11 protein-coding genes are annotated in these 16,721 nt (G+C 54.1%); all 11 read right to left on the reverse strand.

Annotated features, from left to right (window positions below; translation table 11 throughout):
* Positions 1-2,567: DNA mismatch repair protein MutS (gene mutS, locus JRI89_05355; protein MBW2070665.1), on the reverse strand; the 2,567-nt coding region annotated here is incomplete at its 3' end.
* A 30-nt stretch (positions 2,568-2,597) separates the two neighbouring features.
* Positions 2,598-3,815 carry a tetratricopeptide repeat protein gene (locus tag JRI89_05360; GenBank protein ID MBW2070666.1) on the reverse strand — a complete coding sequence of 406 codons (1,218 nt, stop codon included), beginning with the start codon at positions 3,813-3,815 and terminating at the stop codon, positions 2,598-2,600.
* Positions 3,808-4,221: a LapA family protein gene (locus JRI89_05365; GenBank protein MBW2070667.1), complete on the reverse strand. Its 414-nt coding sequence runs from the start codon at positions 4,219-4,221 to the stop codon at positions 3,808-3,810. Before JRI89_05365 ends, JRI89_05360 begins: the two co-directional genes overlap by 8 nt.
* On the reverse strand, positions 4,208-4,708 hold the full coding sequence (locus tag JRI89_05370; protein MBW2070668.1) for an HIT domain-containing protein: 501 nt from the start codon (positions 4,706-4,708) through the stop codon (positions 4,208-4,210). Before JRI89_05370 ends, JRI89_05365 begins: the two co-directional genes overlap by 14 nt.
* A gap of 144 nt (positions 4,709-4,852) precedes the next feature.
* Positions 4,853-5,587: a UPF0280 family protein gene (locus JRI89_05375; GenBank protein MBW2070669.1), complete on the reverse strand. Its 735-nt coding sequence runs from the start codon at positions 5,585-5,587 to the stop codon at positions 4,853-4,855.
* Positions 5,588-5,686: 99 nt separating this feature from the next.
* Positions 5,687-9,085 carry a DNA polymerase III subunit alpha gene (locus tag JRI89_05380; GenBank protein ID MBW2070670.1) on the reverse strand — a complete coding sequence of 1,133 codons (3,399 nt, stop codon included), beginning with the start codon at positions 9,083-9,085 and terminating at the stop codon, positions 5,687-5,689.
* A 233-nt stretch (positions 9,086-9,318) separates the two neighbouring features.
* Positions 9,319-10,878, reverse strand: a complete 1,560-nt coding sequence (gene guaA / locus JRI89_05385) for a glutamine-hydrolyzing GMP synthase (protein ID MBW2070671.1) — start codon at positions 10,876-10,878, stop codon at positions 9,319-9,321.
* Positions 10,879-12,357 (reverse strand): IMP dehydrogenase, encoded by a 1,479-nt coding sequence (guaB, locus tag JRI89_05390; protein MBW2070672.1) that lies wholly within the window; start codon positions 12,355-12,357, stop codon positions 10,879-10,881.
* A 132-nt stretch (positions 12,358-12,489) separates the two neighbouring features.
* On the reverse strand, positions 12,490-13,461 hold the full coding sequence (locus JRI89_05395) for a Ppx/GppA family phosphatase (GenBank protein MBW2070673.1): 972 nt from the start codon (positions 13,459-13,461) through the stop codon (positions 12,490-12,492).
* A 225-nt stretch (positions 13,462-13,686) separates the two neighbouring features.
* Positions 13,687-15,009, reverse strand: a complete 1,323-nt coding sequence (locus tag JRI89_05400) for an outer membrane protein transport protein (protein ID MBW2070674.1) — start codon at positions 15,007-15,009, stop codon at positions 13,687-13,689.
* A gap of 403 nt (positions 15,010-15,412) precedes the next feature.
* On the reverse strand, positions 15,413-16,699 hold the full coding sequence (locus tag JRI89_05405; protein ID MBW2070675.1) for an AMP-binding protein: 1,287 nt from the start codon (positions 16,697-16,699) through the stop codon (positions 15,413-15,415).
* Positions 16,700-16,721 lie beyond the last annotated feature (22 nt).

Consider the following 16,721-nt stretch of genomic DNA (forward strand, 5'->3'; position numbering starts at 1 on the left):
TTCAATGCCTCCAGGGGAGTCAACCGCTCCAGATCCAGACTCTGTAAACGCCGACGTAACTGTTGATCCCCCTGTTGGAAAAGATTGAGCTGCAGCCACTGCTGCCTTTGTCCCCTGTATGAGCGCGCCAGTCTGGGAAGTCCATGTCCTTCCTCGCTGTCACGTTCCAAATGGAGCAGTATTTCTTTGGCCCTCAGGACAACCTCCTCGGGGAGGCCAGCCAGCCTCGCCACCTGGATGCCGTAGCTGCGATTGGCCCCACCATCGATCAACTTGCGCAGGAAAATCACCTGATCTCCCCACTCTTTTACTGCAACCGTCATATTCCTCACTCTGGGCCTGGTGGCGGAAAGCTCGGTAAGCTCGTGGTAGTGGGTGGCAAAAAGGGTCTTGACGCCCACTCCCTGCCAGTCATGGAGAAATTCCGCCACGGCCCAGGCGATGCTGAGACCGTCGAAGGTACTGGTTCCTCTACCGATCTCATCAAGAATCACCAGACTCCTTTCGCTGGCCTGGTGGAGAATATGGGCGGTTTCCTGCATTTCCACCATAAAGGTGCTGCGGCCCCGGGTCAGTTCATCGGAAGCCCCTACTCTGGTAAAAATGCGGTCCACCACGCCGAGGTGGGCCGAACTGGCAGGCACAGGGCAGCCCATTTGAGCCATGAGGACAATGAGGGCCACCTGCCGCAAAATTGTTGATTTCCCCGCCATATTGGGCCCGGTGATAATAAGGACCTGGTGAGACTCGTGGTCCAGATGAATATCATTGGGCACAAACTCTCCCTTGGGCAAAGCCGCCTCCACTGTCGGATGGCGGCCCTCCACAATACTGATCTCAACGCTGTCATCCACTATCGGCCGACAGTAGTTGTGGCGGTTAGCCACCTCTGCAAGCGCCGCAAAAACATCCAGTTCGGCGATCACTGCCGCACTTTGCTGGATGCGCTCTCCCTGAGCAGCAACCCCTGCCCGCAACTCCCGGAATAGTTCCTCCTCCAGCCGTATTCTTCGTTCATCCGCACTGAGAACCTGGGTCTCATATTCCTTGAGCTCTTCAGTAACATACCTTTCCGCGTTGGCCAGGGTCTGCTTGCGAATATAATGTTCGGGAACCAGAGCAAGATTCGCCTTGGACACCTCCAGATAATAGCCAAAGACCCGATTGTAGCCGACTTTGAGAGAGTTGATGCCAGTCTTTTTCCTCTCCGCCGCTTCCATGCTGGCAATCCAGTTCTTTGCCTGGCGGCTCAATGTTGTCAGCTGATCCAGTTCGGGGTGATAGCCTGAGCGAAATATTCCCCCCTCGGTCAGAGTGAGCGGCGGGGCGTCTACCAGCGCCTGCTGCAACAGTTCTGCTACATCCTGGACCGGATCCAGCCTGTCAGCAAGTTCGCGGATACTGTCCTCTTGCAGATAGCCCAGCAGGTGTTTGACGCGGGGAAGCGTTTGCAGTGAACGTCGCAGTGCCCCAAGATCACGGGGAGTCGCTGTACCCATAGCTACCCGGCTGTAAAGCCGTTCGAGATCGTAGATCTGCTCCATTTCTCGCCGCAGTTGCGAGCGAACAGCCTCATGGAGACGAAAACAGGAAACCGCACTCTGCCGTCTAGTGATCTTGACCGGCTCCAACAGGGGATAGCGGATCCACCGCCTGAGGAGCCTGCCGCCCATGGCAGTGACCGTGTCATCCAACAACCCTAATAGACTCCCTTGCCGGCCGTCGCCATACCAGGAACGGAGAAGTTCCAGATGTCGACTCGAAACTTCGTCGATAACCATGTAATCCTGGCGACGATATGGCTGCAATCGCTTGATGTGGGCAGCCTGTTTCTTCTGAGTCCGCTGTACATAGCTCAATATTGCCCCTGCCGCCCTTATGGCATGCGGCCAATTTTCCACTCCAAAGCCTTCCAGAGAATGCACCTGAAATTGTTCGATCAGAAGTTTTTTCCCCCGGCCCACATCAAAAGTCTCTGCCGGCAGGACTTTGACACTGCATCGGCTGGCATCATCCAGCCACATCTCGCGCTCCACTTGAGAATCTGCGGCAAGGAGCAGTTCGCGCGGCTCTACTCTGCGCAGTTCGTCAATACATTTCTGCAACCCTGATATCTCAGTGAGGCGAAATTCAGCTGTGGACAGATCGAGGTATGCCAGGCCGCCAACTTCTCCCCCCCAGTACAGGGCAGCCAGGTAATTGGCACATTTACCGTCAATATGGTCCATAGCAGTGCCAGGAGTAACAACTCGCACCACTTCCCGGCGAACCAGTCCTTTGGCCTGGCGGGGATCCCCGATTTGATCACAGATGGCAACGGTATACCCCTTTTGCAGCAATTGAGAGATGTAGCCATCTGCAGCATGATGGGGCACGCCGCACATGGGGATGGGGTTTTTCGCCTGTTTGTCGCGGGAGGTCAGGGTGATTTCCAGCTCTCTAGCTGCCACCACCGCATCATCAAAGAACATCTCATAAAAATCTCCCATGCGATAAAAGAGGATTGCATCTTTGTGCTGCTCTTTTATCTCCAGGTACTGCTGCAGCATGGGAGTGATCTTACTCATTTGTTCACAGCCTCGGCCAACCTTCTCCTGTCAGGGCAAACTAACGCGGACGTGCCTGGGTTGGATAGTATCCCACCTCTGACACCCTGGGCACCTCCATAACACTCGCTCGGTCTCGTAGCCGCACTGCCGGCATCGATAAGGTCTGCCCTCCGGCTGCAGGTGCGCCAGCAGATCTTCATATTGCTCCACGGCTCCTTCAATGTCCCCCTCTGCCAGGAGAGCCCTTCCCAGGATCTTCCTGGCTTCGAACAACTCTGGTTCCAGCTGCAGGGCTCGTTTGAGGGTCTGCAACCCTTCTTCCTTGCGATCTCGCCTGAGGAAACACTTGGCCAGTGCAACCAGAGCTGCGGCATCTAGATTTTCAGCAGATACATCAGTGAGAAATTCGACTAACCGGGCTTCGCGTCCAGTTTCCTCTTCAGGTTCTTCCAGGGGTTCAAGTACCAGGTGCGCCCACTCAGGGCTGCTTCTGATTATCTTCCTCCATACCTGAAAGGCTTTCTTGGGCTTGTTTTTCAACCGGTAGAGTTCTCCCAGTTGCAAGCTGGCGTCCACACAGTGAGGATCCAGGGACAGCGCCTTCTTGAGATAGCTCTTAGCAGTTTCCAGGTCGCCCGCTTCCATTCTGGCCTTGGCTTGTTCTGTACGCAAATGTGCCAGGATATATTGCACCCTGTTGTTGTTCAGTTTGCCGATTTTTTTCTGGAGTTCGTATGCTCGCCCCCAATCACCGGTTGCTTCCAGCAAAGCCTCCAGTTGCACATAGGCATCCAACCGATGGGAAGCCTGTCGAATCACCTCTTCAAAAGTTGCAATGGCGCGATCCAGCAAACCTCCCCTCTTGTAGTCCATGCCAAGGTCGAAGAGAGCTTGCAGCTTGGTCTCTGGATCAACGCTGGGACGCAGCAGAATGGATTGGCGAATGCGCACCGCTTTATCGATCTCTCCTTTAGAACGAAAGAGATTGCCTAGGGCCACATAGGTTTCAATAGTCTCCGAATTCACCTGAACAGCCCGGGTAAAAGCCTCGATTGCCTGATCAGTATCATTGGCTAGCAGATAGTTTATTCCCTGGAACAAAGCGCTGCTGCTGTCAGGAAGGTTCGCGGGGTGGTGGGACGTTTTCTGGCTTCTTCTGCGTCTGCCAACATAGTAGCCAAGAATCACGCCCAGCATGCAGGCGACGCCAATAAAGACATAAGTATGGAATCCCATGCCCCAAATATGCGGGATAAGCTCAGTCATCCATCACATCGGTCTTGGTGGGATCAGCACCTTCGTCCTTTTTTTCTGAGGTGGCAGCAACCTCTCTGGCGGGACTGGAAGTAATCACCTCTTCCTGGGTGATGGGCAGATTCCGCAGGGATTGCAGCTCCTCTTGCAACCTGTTGTTCTGCTGCCTCAGGGATCGCAGGTTGCTTCGTAAACGCAGATTGCCGAAACCGCAGTAAAACGCAGTTGTAACTACTCCAATGAACAGAGACAAAAGAATGAGGGCATAGAGAGGAATCGGTACGGAGCGAAACTGTAATGGCCCAAAAATGACCAGCTCGAGGGTGATTTTGTGGAGAAGCGCCTCACGGTTCTGGAAAAAGAACAACACCAGAAACAGCGTCAATATGCCCCAAACCGCAACTTTAAGTGCTTTCATCCATTCTCTCCTTTGCAAAGTAGGGAAGGAGCCTCCTGTACGTCTGTTGAAGATGTTCCGGAATCACCCGTACATCTGCAAAGACCGTCATGAAATTAGTATCCCCGTTCCATCTGGGGACAATGTGAAAGTGCACGTGCGCTTCTACGCCAGCACCAGCCACTGTGCCCAGGTTGAGTCCAACGTTGAAGCCGTCGGGCGCCATACATCCCTGCAGTGCCTCCACAGAGCGCTGTACTGTCCTTATCAAGTCCAGCAACTCTTCGTCTGCCAAGCCGTCCAGACCGGAGACGTGCTTCCAGGGCGCCACCAAAAGATGGCCATTGCTGTATGGATACCGGTTCATCATAACTACTATGCGCTCGCCGCGATAGAGTATCAGTCGCTCTTCGTCAGACTCACCATTACCCTCTGGGCAAAAAATACAACCCTTCGGCCGGTTGCCGAGAATGTATTCCATTCTCCAAGGAGCCCACAGATTCTTCATACAACCACCTGCTCACAACTGCCTATTTGCGCTTTCCGAGCACAAGTAAACGCTTCTCCGTATCAAAATGCAAGTTTTTGCGAGTATACCAACATTTGTCAAAAAAACAAGTGGTTTCCCCGGCAGAAGGGTCACTCCTTACCTCTACCTCGGCAGATCCACCAGTTCGATATCCCCCCACGCTCCCAACCTATCCTTGATCACAACCACGGCACCCCTCACTCCCTCTATTCTTTGGGCCAGCTCGAGCGCCCTCTTGATATCAGCCCTGTTATGCACCTCGTTGCAGATCCTGGTGGCTGCAGCATCGGCCACAGCAGTGGATGCAGCCACCACAGTAACTGCATCGGCCCGACCGAAGCTCAGAGAGTGTCCCACCGTAGCGGAAGAAGTACATATTCCCAGGGGAGTCTGTTCAGGCCTAATCCAGACTGCCACTTTGCCGCTCAAAGGGGAGTCGCCAGCGAAAATACCAAACTGCATGGGCATATTCACCTTAACGAAGCAATCTCCACCATTTTCCACCACCACTTCACTGCTGGTCTCGAGCAGTTCCTTTCCCACCCGCTCGGCTATAGCTCCCGCCACTGCAGCCATTGGACCAGTGCCGCAAAGCCGGCCTGCCTGAGTCATTTCTCTAACCACCGCGGGCGCCAGCGGATCTACCGGCAACGGTGTCAGGGAGTGGAGAAATTCAGGATGGTCAGCCACATAATTCTCCAACGGCCCCCGGATGCGGTATACTGCTTCTACTGCCTGTTGCTGCAGATCGCTGTCAGCCAGAATAAAGAGATCTGTCTCCTTAACCCTGACCTCGAAGGCAAGCAACCTGTCGCAGCGAAGGAAGCTGCGATACTCTCTCTCTCGGTATTCCCTCATGTTCGCATCCTGAAGGACTCTGACAACAACAGTGAGCCCTCGGCCTCTCACCCCTGGCTCGCCAGTGATCATGCTCCCATATGTCGATGCAAGGCCACCCTAGTTGCCGTACTGAATCCGCCAGCACTTGCCCCCGAATTCTGCTGTCAGTCTCTCCTGCAGCGTTCTGCTCGGCTGTACAGAGAAACTGTCAGGCAGGCGCATGACAACCTCAGTATGGCTGCTGAGGTGAAAATGAAAAAACAGTGGACACTTTCCTTTATACCGGGCAAGAAGCTTTTTCAAGCTGGCCATGTGTTGCTGCGAAACACTTCCTGCCTCAAAATGGAGATGCACAGCTTCGACAAGTTCCCAGGAGCCTTGCTCCAGGGGCAATATTCTGTCTGCCAGCAGGCGAACCTTGCCTTGTTCATCGGCCACCCTGCCGATTGCCAGCACGAGTTCACCTTTTTCCAGCTCGACGCCATCTGCCACCTCAGTGTCGGCAAAAATAAATAGTTCCAGAGAATCCCTGAAATCTGCCACCCTGACCCTGACGAGAGGTTCGTCCCGCCGACTGGTTTCCCTTGTTATTCGACCGATGATTCCTGCAACCCGGGCCCGAGCGCCAGCAGCCATCTCAGAAACAGCTGCAATTCCCCCGGGCGCAATCTCTGCAAGAAGCTGCTGGTGCGCAGTCAAGGGGTTGTGACTGAGGTAGACTCCCAGCGCCTCCTTCTCGAAAGTAAGCACTGTTGGCGTATCCCACTCCTGCAGACTTTCTCCACCTGTCTCACCAGCTGCTGAGAATTCACTCTGCTGGAACAGGGCCATCTGTCCCTGACGAATCTGCCGCAATGTTGTCTGCAAGAGTTGCAGCAGATGTCTGCGGCTGCAGGAAAAGCAGTCCAGCGCCCCAGACTTTATCAATGTTTCAAGGGCCTTGCGGCCCAACCGCTCCTGACCGACCCTGGCACAGAGATCCGCCAGGGAACTGAAAGGGCCTCTTTCTTGCCGCTCAGCAACAATTGCCGTTGCTGTCTTGATGCTCACATGACGAATTCCAGCAAGGCCAAACAAGATCCCCTGTTCAGTGGGGCTGAATTCGATAAGACTGAGGTTGATATCTGGCGGCAGAATTCTGTGGCCTTCGTGCAGGCATGCCTCGAGCCGCTCCAGCAACATCTCTGGCTGTGCCAGGTAGCTGTTGAGGAACGCTGCCACATAAGGTATCGGCAATCGACACTTGACAGCGGAGCACTGCAACACTGCCAGCGCCCGACACACTGTGTCGCTCTTTCTCTGCAGTCCAGCTGCCGCCCTCTGGCAGCTGACCCAGAGTTTCTCCCCCGCCGTGCCCTTGTTATTGGCCACAGCTTCCAGAAATTCTATTCTCAGATCATCGGTAGTCTCAGATGTTTCGCGTTGCAGGCGACGGCAAAAAAGCTCTGCTTTGGCCAACTGCCAACCAGTATGTCTCACCACCGCCTCCAGCAAATCTTCATCAAAAATCAAAGAAAGCTGATTTTTCTCAGCGCCTCGTTGGCCGCCTCTAGCCAACAGTTCGGCAGGCCCCCCTCCAGTATGCTGCCAGGCACCTTCTCCGGCGGTACTGCGCAGGGCCGCTCTCCTGCGCACGAGGGCAAGGGTGTAAAGCAGTTCATCGCAAGACTTCGGCTGCACAATGCGGAGTAGATCTCTTGCCGCTGGAGTGTCTACATAGGGGAGGCCCACTGTCTCAGCCCGGCAAAGCACGGCAAAGCTCTTGGCATCGCGCCAAAGGGTATCAGTGCCACCAGGGTCAACCACATCTACCTCTGGACCGTACTGACAGGTTTTCTGAATGACCGTCAAGTATCTCTTCCCTACCAGGTCCAGTTTGATCAGTCCGAGTCGCTTCAATGCCCTGGCGTCATACTGGCTCACCCACTCCCGCCTCGGTCCCCTGTAAAGGGGGACCATCTTGTCGATTTCAGTGGGGGCAATCACGATTCCTGTGGCATGGGTGCTCACCCGCCGCGGCAAACCTTCAAAGGCTGCAGCATAGGCAAGCAGTTTATCCATCTTGCTGCTGGTGTTGGCGCCCTCCAGTGCAAGTCCTGCAATTGTTCTCTGGTGGCGGCCACCAGCCTGCACACTGGCTGCCGCCTCTCCAGCCTTTTCCACCACGCCAGGCTCCAATTGGAGAGCCTTGCCAACATCCCTGATGGCTGTACGCTTCTGCATGGTGTCCACAGATACTATATGAGCAAGCCGGGCTGAACCGTAAATCTGACAAAGGAGGCCGTAGACCTCCTGGCGTGCTTCCATGGGCAGTCCCATGTCCACCTCGGGAATCTCACTGAGCAGTTCATTCAGAAAAGTCTCGAAGTAGAGGCCGTGAGGAACAGGATCGACCGAACTGATGCCAAGCGCGTAGGCCAGCAGACTGCTGGCAGCTCTGCCTCCTGCCAGTCCGAGCGGAATGCGGGCAGCCTTTGCTGCATCTACCAGATCGGCAATAATTAGGAAGAAGTCACTCAGTCCTGCTCGCGCCACTGCTCCGAGTTCATGGCTGAGCCGTTGTCGGTACTCATTCCGTTGTTGCCATTCGGCCAACCGATCATCGAGGCCTTGCCGGGCTCTCTCCGCCAGCAGAGCTGCGGCATCACTCTCTTGCTCCTCTGGCAACCTTGGCGGCTTGATTTTGCCAAGATTTAGATCCAGGTTGCAACGCTCCGCCACTTTTACTGTGTTGGCAATGGCTTCAGGTAGATGAGAGAACTCGGCCTTCATCTCCTGTGGTGACAAAAAGGAGTGATCTTTTGCCACCTGCGTCAACCGCAGGGGAACTCCTTTTCTTATGGCTGTGAGCATCCTCAGTAATTCTCCCTCGCTGGCACTCAGCGTGTGACAATTGGCAGAGGCCACTATGGGCAGCTCCAGACTCCTTGCCAGGGAGTACAACCGCTCATTCAGGTGCCGCTTCTCCGTGGAGCGCCCAGGTTGCAGCTCTATATAAAAATTGTCTCTACCAAACACTTCCAGATACTCGACCGCAACCTTTCTTGCCCGGGCAGAATCTCCTGCGCAGAGCATTGCAGGAATCTGGCCCCTGCCACAACCGCTGAGGAGAATGAGTCCCTGGTGGTGTTCCAGGAGATGGCTGCGAGCAATTTTTGCCTGCAAAGTCCAGCCCCGCTCCTGGGCAAGTGTTACCAGCTGGAGAAGATTGCCATAACCGCGCTGATTTTTCACCAGCAGGACAATATGGGAGTCTCCCGGGGTCTCATTTGCCTCAGGACCTTGCAGATCACCGTCCACTACCGTCAGTTCGCAGCCGAGGATGGGCTTGATACCATGGCTGAAGGCCAGTTCGTAAAACTCAATGCCCGCCAACATATTGCCATGGTCAGTTAGAGCTAGAGCTGGCAAGCGATAGGCCTGGGCCTGTTTCAGCAGCTGGGACAACCGGATGGTACTTCTGAGCAGACTGTAGCTGGAATGGACATGCAAATGGACAAAATCAACGCGCCGCATGGACTGTCTCCGCTGTCGCCATCAGAGTGCGTTGTGGCTGTCCATGACTCCCCGTAGCGATTCGAGAGGACAAGGAAAAATCATTGTGAAAACTTGACATCAGGAAAGCGTGAGGGGAAGAATGCGGAATGCCTTGAACCAGAAAATTAGCTGTCTTGGGCAGAATGAAAGCCCCGCAGTAGTTTGACCAGCCAGCCACACGGTATCACAGTCCAGAGGCGGTCAGGCACTGCTCACTCCCATTCGATGGTGCTCGGTGGTTTGGAGCTGATATCATAGACAACTCGATTTACCCCCTGCACCTCATTGATGATGCGGTTGGAGATTCGCCCCAGCACCTCATAAGGAACCTTGGCCCAGTCCGCAGTCATGGCATCAACACTCTCCACCACCCGGACACCAATCACCTGGTCATATGTCCGCTCGTCACCCATGACGCCCACTGTCCTGATTGGCAAGAGCACAGCAAATGCTTGCCAGACCTGATCATAGAGGCCGCTGGCCTCCATTTCCTCCAGCACCACTCCGTCGGCCTCACGGAGGATTGCCAGACGCTCCGGGGTCACCTCGCCGAGAATCCTGATTGCCAGCCCTGGTCCGGGAAAGGGGTGGCGTTTTATGAGCTTTTCCGGCAAACCCAGTTCGGCACCCACCCGGCGCACCTCATCTTTGAAAAGCTCCCGCAGTGGTTCTATGAGCTTGAGCTTCATAACTTCCGGCAGGCCGCCCACATTGTGGTGTGTTTTTATGGTGGCTGACGGTCCTTTGAAAGAAACGCTTTCGATAACATCTGGATAGAGCGTGCCCTGGGCAAGAAATTCGGCCCCGGGAATCTTTCTTGCTTCCGCCTCGAAGATGTCGATGAAAAGGTTGCCAATAATTTTTCGCTTCTGTTCCGGCTCGACAACGCCAGCCAGTTTCTCGAGAAACTCTGAGGAGGCATCCACGTAATCAAGATTTATGTCGAAAGTATGCCGGAAAATCTCCTGCACCTCTTCTGCTTCGCCGCGGCGAAGCAGGCCATTGTTTACAAAAATACAGGTGGACTGACGGCCCACAGCCTTGTGCAGCAGCACGGCAACCACCGAACTGTCCACTCCACCGCTGAGAGCACAGACAACCTTTTTAGAGCCTATGGTCTGCCGCAGCTGTTCCACAGTTGTAGCCACAAAGGATTTCATGGTCCAGGTAGGTTCACATCGGCATATCCCGAAAAGGAAGTTTTTCAGTAACTCAGTGCCCCGTCTAGTGTGGACCACTTCCGGGTGAAATTGCACCCCATACAACTGCTTCTGGATATGGCGCATGGCTGCTACTGGCGAGTTGGCACTGTGAGCAATTCTCTTGAAGTCCGGCGGCATTTTTCTGATTTTGTCGCCGTGGCTCATCCAGACCTGTTCCCCGGGTTGAGCCATGTCTTTGGCAAAACCCTTGAAAAGATCTGCAAAAGAATCGATCTGCAAAAAGGCCTTGCCGTATTCTCTTTTGGGAGCACGCTCCACCTCGCCCCCCAGAAGATGCGTCATGAGCTGCATACCATAACAGATACCCAACACCGGGATGCCAAGAGCAAATATTTCCTTCGAGCAGAGCGGTGCCTCGGGCTCAGCAACGCTTGCTGGTCCGCCAGAAAGAATGATCCCCTTGGGGGCATACTCTCTGATGTCTGCCAACTCCATATGACAGGGGTGGATCTCACAATAAACCTGACACTCCCGCACCCTTCTGGCAATGAGCTGGGTTGTCTGGGAGCCAAAGTCCAGAATCAATATTTTCTCGTCGTCTCTGCCCATTTATTTCCAATCCACCTGATAATTGGGCGCTTCCTTGGTAATGATGACGTCGTGCACGTGGCTTTCCCTGAGACCCGCAGGGGTGATGCGGATAAACCGGGGTTTTTGACGAAGTTCCGCCAGGGTGCTGCAACCCACATAGCCCATCCCTGCCCGCAAGCCGCCGATAAGTTGGTAGACACTCGATGAAAGCGGCCCTTTGTAAGGCACCCTGCCCTCTATTCCTTCGGGAACCAGCTTGATGTCCTCTTCAATGTCTCCTTGAAAGTAGCGTTCGCTGCTGCCCTCTTTCATGGCAGCCATTGAACCCATACCACGGTAAACCTTGTAGGAACGGCCCTGGTAGAGAACTGTCTCACCCGGGCTCTCGTCAGTGCCGGCAAACAGGCTGCCGATCATCACCGAATGCGCCCCTGCTGCCAGAGCCTTCACCACATCTCCCGAGTACTTGATGCCGCCGTCTGCAATGAGAGGCAGCTCGAACTTGTTTGCCACCTTGGCGCACTCCATTATGGCGGTAATCTGCGGCACTCCCACCCCGGCAACCACACGGGTGGTACAGATGGAGCCAGGGCCAACGCCAACCTTGATGGCATCGGCTCCTGCTTCAGCCAGGCTCCTAGTGCCTTCGGCGGTAGCTACGTTGCCGGCAATGACCGTCGTGTTCGCAAATGACTGCTTTATCTCCCTGACGCTCTCTATCACGGCCTCGGCGTGCCCGTGGGCGGAATCCACCACGATCACATCTACGCCGGCCTGTATCAAGGCCTCCACACGGGCGTCGCGATCAGGGCCAACCCCCACTGCTGCGCCAACCCGCAATCTTCCCAGGTCATCCTTGCAGGCATTGGGGTATTTCTTGATCTTCATGATGTCTTTTATAGTTATGAGGCCGCGCAGCTCGCCCTGCTCGTTGACAACCAGAAGTTTTTCTATCCTGTTCTCATGGAGCAGAATCTTGGACTCCTCCAGAGTTATGCCTTCAGGCGCTGTGACTAGATTTTCTTTTGTCATTACAGCCGAGATCTTTTGCTCCAGGTTGGTCTCAAATCGCAAGTCTCTGTTGGTGACGATACCAACCAGCTTTTTGCCATCCTTGACAATGGGGACGCCAGAAATGCGGTACCGTTGCATCACTTCCAGTACCTCTGAAATCTTCTGGTCTGGATGCATGGTCACTGGATCAACAATCATGCCGCTTTCAGATTTCTTGACCTTGTCCACCTCAGTTGCCTGCCGCTCTATGCTCATGTTCTTGTGAATTATGCCGATGCCGCCTTCCCTCGCCATACTGATGGCGGTATTCGCTTCTGTGACCGTGTCCATGGCAGCACTCAGCAAAGGTATGTTCATGGGGATATCTCTGGTCAATAGAGTATCGACCTGCACATCCCTCGGCAGGACCTTGCTGGCTGCAGGAAGGAGAAGGACGTCATCAAAGGTCAGCGCCAACGGAAAGTCTGGGTGCTCTGGACTCATGTATGCTCCTCGTGCTGAAATACTCTGGTCTACCATGAAATTGTTCCTTCATAGATACCAGGAATGAAGTGAAGTCTCAAGGGCCAGTCCGAGAAACAGCAGTCACAGAATGATGTTGCCGAAGTTTCAGATTCACTCCGGATGCTGGCACCCCTTTTGCGGGCGGCACTCAGAGAATTTTTCCAGGAGATGCAACAACAACCCTTCGAGCAAGCCGGCGTCGCTAACAGTAATTTGTGAAACCTGAGCAATATCCATCAACTCGAGTGTAACGAGCACGCCGGCCAGGATGATGTCTTCTCGACCTCGCTCCAGCCCCGGGATGTCGCGGCGCTGACGCAGCGGTGTCTCAGCCAATAAATCGGCCATTTGCTCGAGCCAACTCTTTTGAAGGCTCAGACCATTGATGCGGTCTGCATCATAGCGCTGCAAGCCACAGCGCATGCTCGCCAGGGTAGTCACCGTACCGGCAGTCCCTACCCAGTGGGCACCCTTGATGTCCTCGGGCAGGGAAACATCGGCAAGGACGCTGCGCACATACTTCCGCAGAGATCGGCAAGCACCGGCGCCAGGAGGATCGTCTTGCTGAAGAAACCTCTCTGTCAGGTGGACCACTCCCAGGGGCAGGCTGATGCTGTTGACCAGGGGTGCCTGCTGCTGTCGCTGCCAGACAACCTCGGTACTGCCCCCGCCAATGTCGAACACAGCAATGCTGCCTTTGCTGGCATCAATTACTGAGGTCACCCCTAACAGGGAAAGGCGTGCTTCCTCAGCCCCGCTGAGAATCGTCACTTCGAGACCAGTCTGTTCCTCAACAGCTTTTACAAATAGAGGGCCGTTGTGGGCCTCTCTTACCACGGCTGTGGCACCAGCCAGACAGTGCTTCGCCCCCTCTTCTCTCATGAAGGTTGCGTACTGTCGCAACGCCTCGATACTGCGGTGAATTGCCTCGGGCTGCAGCCTTTTCCCGGGGAGGAAATGTTCCCCAAGCCGAGTGATGCGTCTTTCCAGCCGTACGGCTCGAACTCTGCCGCCGCGGGTCTTTTCAGCAATGAGCAGCCGCAGGGTGTTGGAGCCAATGTCTATGGAGGCAAACCTCTGCATTCAGTCAGCGCAATCTCCCTTGCCCGGCTTGAAATTAATTTCAATAACAGAACTGCTTTACTATTTCAAGGTGGGCGGTTATCAGTTGATGGTTGGTGCTGGAAAAGGGACTGGAAGACGAAACAGGACCAAATTCTTTATGAAGACTTGAAAGGCGAAACCCGCAACTCGTAAGAAAAAGGGGTCCCCGAGAAGGGACCCCTTTGCTCACTTTATTAGCTGTGTTTAGAAGCGATAGGTAATATTGAGGGCAAAGATGTGGGCGTCCACATCCTTGAATTTGCCCTCCAGCGGAGGCGGTGCGAATGGCCCCAGTATGGGCTCGAGTTGCTCGCTCAGGTATTCTCCGGCGGTTTTGCCGAGCTTGCGATTCTCATCGTCCAGGTAGTTGTAGGCAAAATCCAGATCGATCTTTTTATAGTGGCCGCTGAAGCCCACGGTATAGATCCACCTGTCACCAGAAGGAATGCGCGGGCTGAGTGCTTTATCAGGGATCGGGCTCTCGTCATAGATGAGCCCGGCTCGAACATCGAAGTACTCGTTCACCCTGTACTGCGTCCCGAAACGGTACGCCCAGGCATCATGATAGTTTTCCGTTACCTGCAGACTGGTCTTGCCGCCAATCAGGTCGTCAAAATCCGCTGAAAGATCACTGAAAGAGGACCAGTTTGTCCAGTGGGTGTCGAATTCAAGAGTCAGGGGGCCCCATGACCAGGCAAGTCCGAGATAGCCGATGGCAGGTGTCTTGAAGGAAGTTCTCAGGTTAGTATTGAAAAATACTCCCGGGACCTGCGGGCTGAACTTGAGATCCCCGTCGGAGATGGTGTGATTCACCTGGCTTCGATAAGAAGCCCCAAACTTGAAATTGTACGGGAGCTCAACCAGCAGACCCACGTTCCAGCCGCCGCCCCAGTCGTCGCCTTTGAACTTGGTATCCAGCTCAGTAACCTCTCCTGTCACAGGATTAAAATTTGCGAACTGCTTGCTCTTCAATTCGAATTCAAAGTACTGCAGCACGGCGCCGAAGCCAACGCTGACCCGATCCCACGGTTTGAAAGCGATCACCGGATTGATGGAAGCCGTCTTCAGTTCAGAATCCGTGCCTCCAGGGATGAAGCGGCCCGGCCAGCTTTTTGGCCACTCGGTGCGCAAGCCCCAGTTGGCGAACACTCCCAGTCCGAAACTGAGGCGGTCATTGTACTGCTGGGTAAAGTAGGCATTGGGAACGAAAAAGGTGTGGTTTCTCAGATTGGTTTTGTCACCGGAGGAGGTACCATAAAAAACTGGATCATCGGTGCTGCTTTCAAATTTGGCATCCGGGCTTATGGCGCTCATTCCCAGAGATACCTGGCTCCCACTGAGCTGGGTGATGCCCGCAGGGTTGAAGTACACAGCTGTAGGGTCGTCGGCCTGGGCAACAAAGGCGCCGCCCATGCCAAGGGCCTTGGCCCCCTGCTCATTGATGGCAAAGCCGTTTGCGAAAGCGAGGGTTGGACAGACAATCATAATCAAGATCCCCAGCACGCCTGCAATCCATTTTCCTCTCATGTGCTTTCTCCTTTCTCCCCAGGGTTCAACAAGTTAATTTGCAAGTTTTATTGCAAAAAACGAACCATAGCCAGAATATTCCGGGACGTCTGCCGCTGATGCACGACTTTGGGGTTCGGAGGATGTGGCTCTGCACTACCCTCATGACTGCTACCTGAATAGAGCGTCTTGCTAAATAAAAAACCGTAAAGGGACAGTGTTGGAACAATGACACGGTAAGGCAGGTTTCAATCGCTTTTTCGCATACCAGATAGTTCCAGGAATGTCAAGGAGATTACTAATGAAAATAACAGGGTAAAATGGTTTACAGTAGACAAATTATCTCATCTTTTCTTGATTATTTTCAGCCAATCGTAATATACCTGCTCTATGATCCCCGAAATTATTTCCACAAATTGAATGTCTAGCCATTGGTCCGCTGGTCTACGATCCGACCCAGATGCTCTCGACAGGCTGCCATGCTCATTGATTCCACCAGGCGGACCCGGGCAGGTATTCCCAGCCTCTGTTCCAGCTCCTGCCGCATACGGTGCACCAGCTGCTCCAGAACCTTTATCTCATCAGAAAAATTGTCCTCATCCACCTCAATCCAGATCTCCAGCAGATCGAGCTCTTCCTGGCGCCGGACGAATCCCACATATGATGTCTTTTTCCCCTGGACCAGCTGCGAAATAATGCCTTCAATCAGACGTGGATGGATCTTTACTCCCCGAATGACCAGCTGGCTGTCAGTACGGCCGCGGCCCTGCCGCAATCTGGCAAATACCCTGCCGCAGTTGCAGCTCTCCATTGTTATGCTGCCCCTGTCTCCAGTGCGAAAACGAACAAGGGGATATGCCTGGGCTGTAAGGGTTGTCAGCACTACTTCGCCGTTTTGTTCGGCTGGTAAGACGGCGCCGCTTTCTGGATCGATTATCTCCACAACGAAGTGGTCTTCGTTGATGTGCAAGCCGTCGTGTTCATTGCACTCATAGGCGATGCCAGGACCTGGAACCTCGCTGAGACCATAAGCTGTGTGAATATTGATGTGCAGTGAGTCTGCCAGGAAGGTCCGGGTCTTCTGGCTGAGCGTTTCTCCGAGAAGAACTGCCCGTTTGAGAGACAGGGCATTCGGATTGATGCCCATGCGGGTCATTTCTCGAATAATTTGCCTCAAATAAGAAGGAGTGGAGACAAGCACCGAGGTCTTATAGTCGTTCATGACCATAATCTGTTTGGGTATCTCCATTACGGTCATAGGTATCACAGAGGCTTGCATGGCCTCGGCCCCATCTTTGAATTCTCTGGCCCAATCTGCCAGACCAGGATCAAAACAGATCTGGATTATATCTTCAGGGCCCACCCCTGCTCCGCAGAGACAACGGGCCACAAGTTCCTTCCAAACTTTGAGGTCTTTCCTGGTATAGCCACTCACTGTTGGCCGCACATCCGTGCCGGTGGTGCTGTGTATCCGCACTATATCCCGCAACGGTACTGCAAAGAGCCCGTAAGGATAGTTCATACTGAGATCGTCCCGGCTGGTAAGGGGAAGGCGGCTCAGATCTTCCAGGCTGCGGAAGTGCGAAGGTTCAACTCCCACCTGCTCGAAGCGATTATGATAGAAAGGAACGTTTCTGTATGCCCTGTTCAGCGTTGCCTGCAGTCGTTCCAGTTGCAGTTGCACCAGATCTTCTCTGGGCTGGCATTCCATTTGTTTATTCCACATAGGCACC

It is taken from the genome of Deltaproteobacteria bacterium (assembly GCA_019309045.1).
Taxonomy (GTDB): Bacteria; Desulfobacterota; Syntrophobacteria; order BM002; family BM002; genus JAFDGZ01.

Excerpts from the sequence above, each read along its gene's own strand:
- guaB (MBW2070672.1), bottom strand. The coding sequence starts at position 12,357 with ATGAGTCCAGAGCACCCAGACTTTCCGTTGGCGCTGACCTTTGATGAC.
- JRI89_05370 (MBW2070668.1), bottom strand. The coding sequence starts at position 4,708 with ATGAAGAATCTGTGGGCTCCTTGGAGAATGGAATACATTCTCGGCAAC.
- guaA (MBW2070671.1), bottom strand. The coding sequence starts at position 10,878 with ATGGGCAGAGACGACGAGAAAATATTGATTCTGGACTTTGGCTCCCAG.
- JRI89_05405 (MBW2070675.1), bottom strand. The coding sequence starts at position 16,699 with ATGGAATGCCAGCCCAGAGAAGATCTGGTGCAACTGCAACTGGAACGA.
- JRI89_05375 (MBW2070669.1), bottom strand. The coding sequence starts at position 5,587 with ATGAGGGAATACCGAGAGAGAGAGTATCGCAGCTTCCTTCGCTGCGAC.
- JRI89_05380 (MBW2070670.1), bottom strand. The coding sequence starts at position 9,085 with ATGCGGCGCGTTGATTTTGTCCATTTGCATGTCCATTCCAGCTACAGT.
- JRI89_05365 (MBW2070667.1), bottom strand. The coding sequence starts at position 4,221 with ATGAAAGCACTTAAAGTTGCGGTTTGGGGCATATTGACGCTGTTTCTG.
- JRI89_05400 (MBW2070674.1), bottom strand. The coding sequence starts at position 15,009 with ATGAGAGGAAAATGGATTGCAGGCGTGCTGGGGATCTTGATTATGATT.
- JRI89_05395 (MBW2070673.1), bottom strand. The coding sequence starts at position 13,461 with ATGCAGAGGTTTGCCTCCATAGACATTGGCTCCAACACCCTGCGGCTG.
- JRI89_05360 (MBW2070666.1), bottom strand. The coding sequence starts at position 3,815 with ATGACTGAGCTTATCCCGCATATTTGGGGCATGGGATTCCATACTTAT.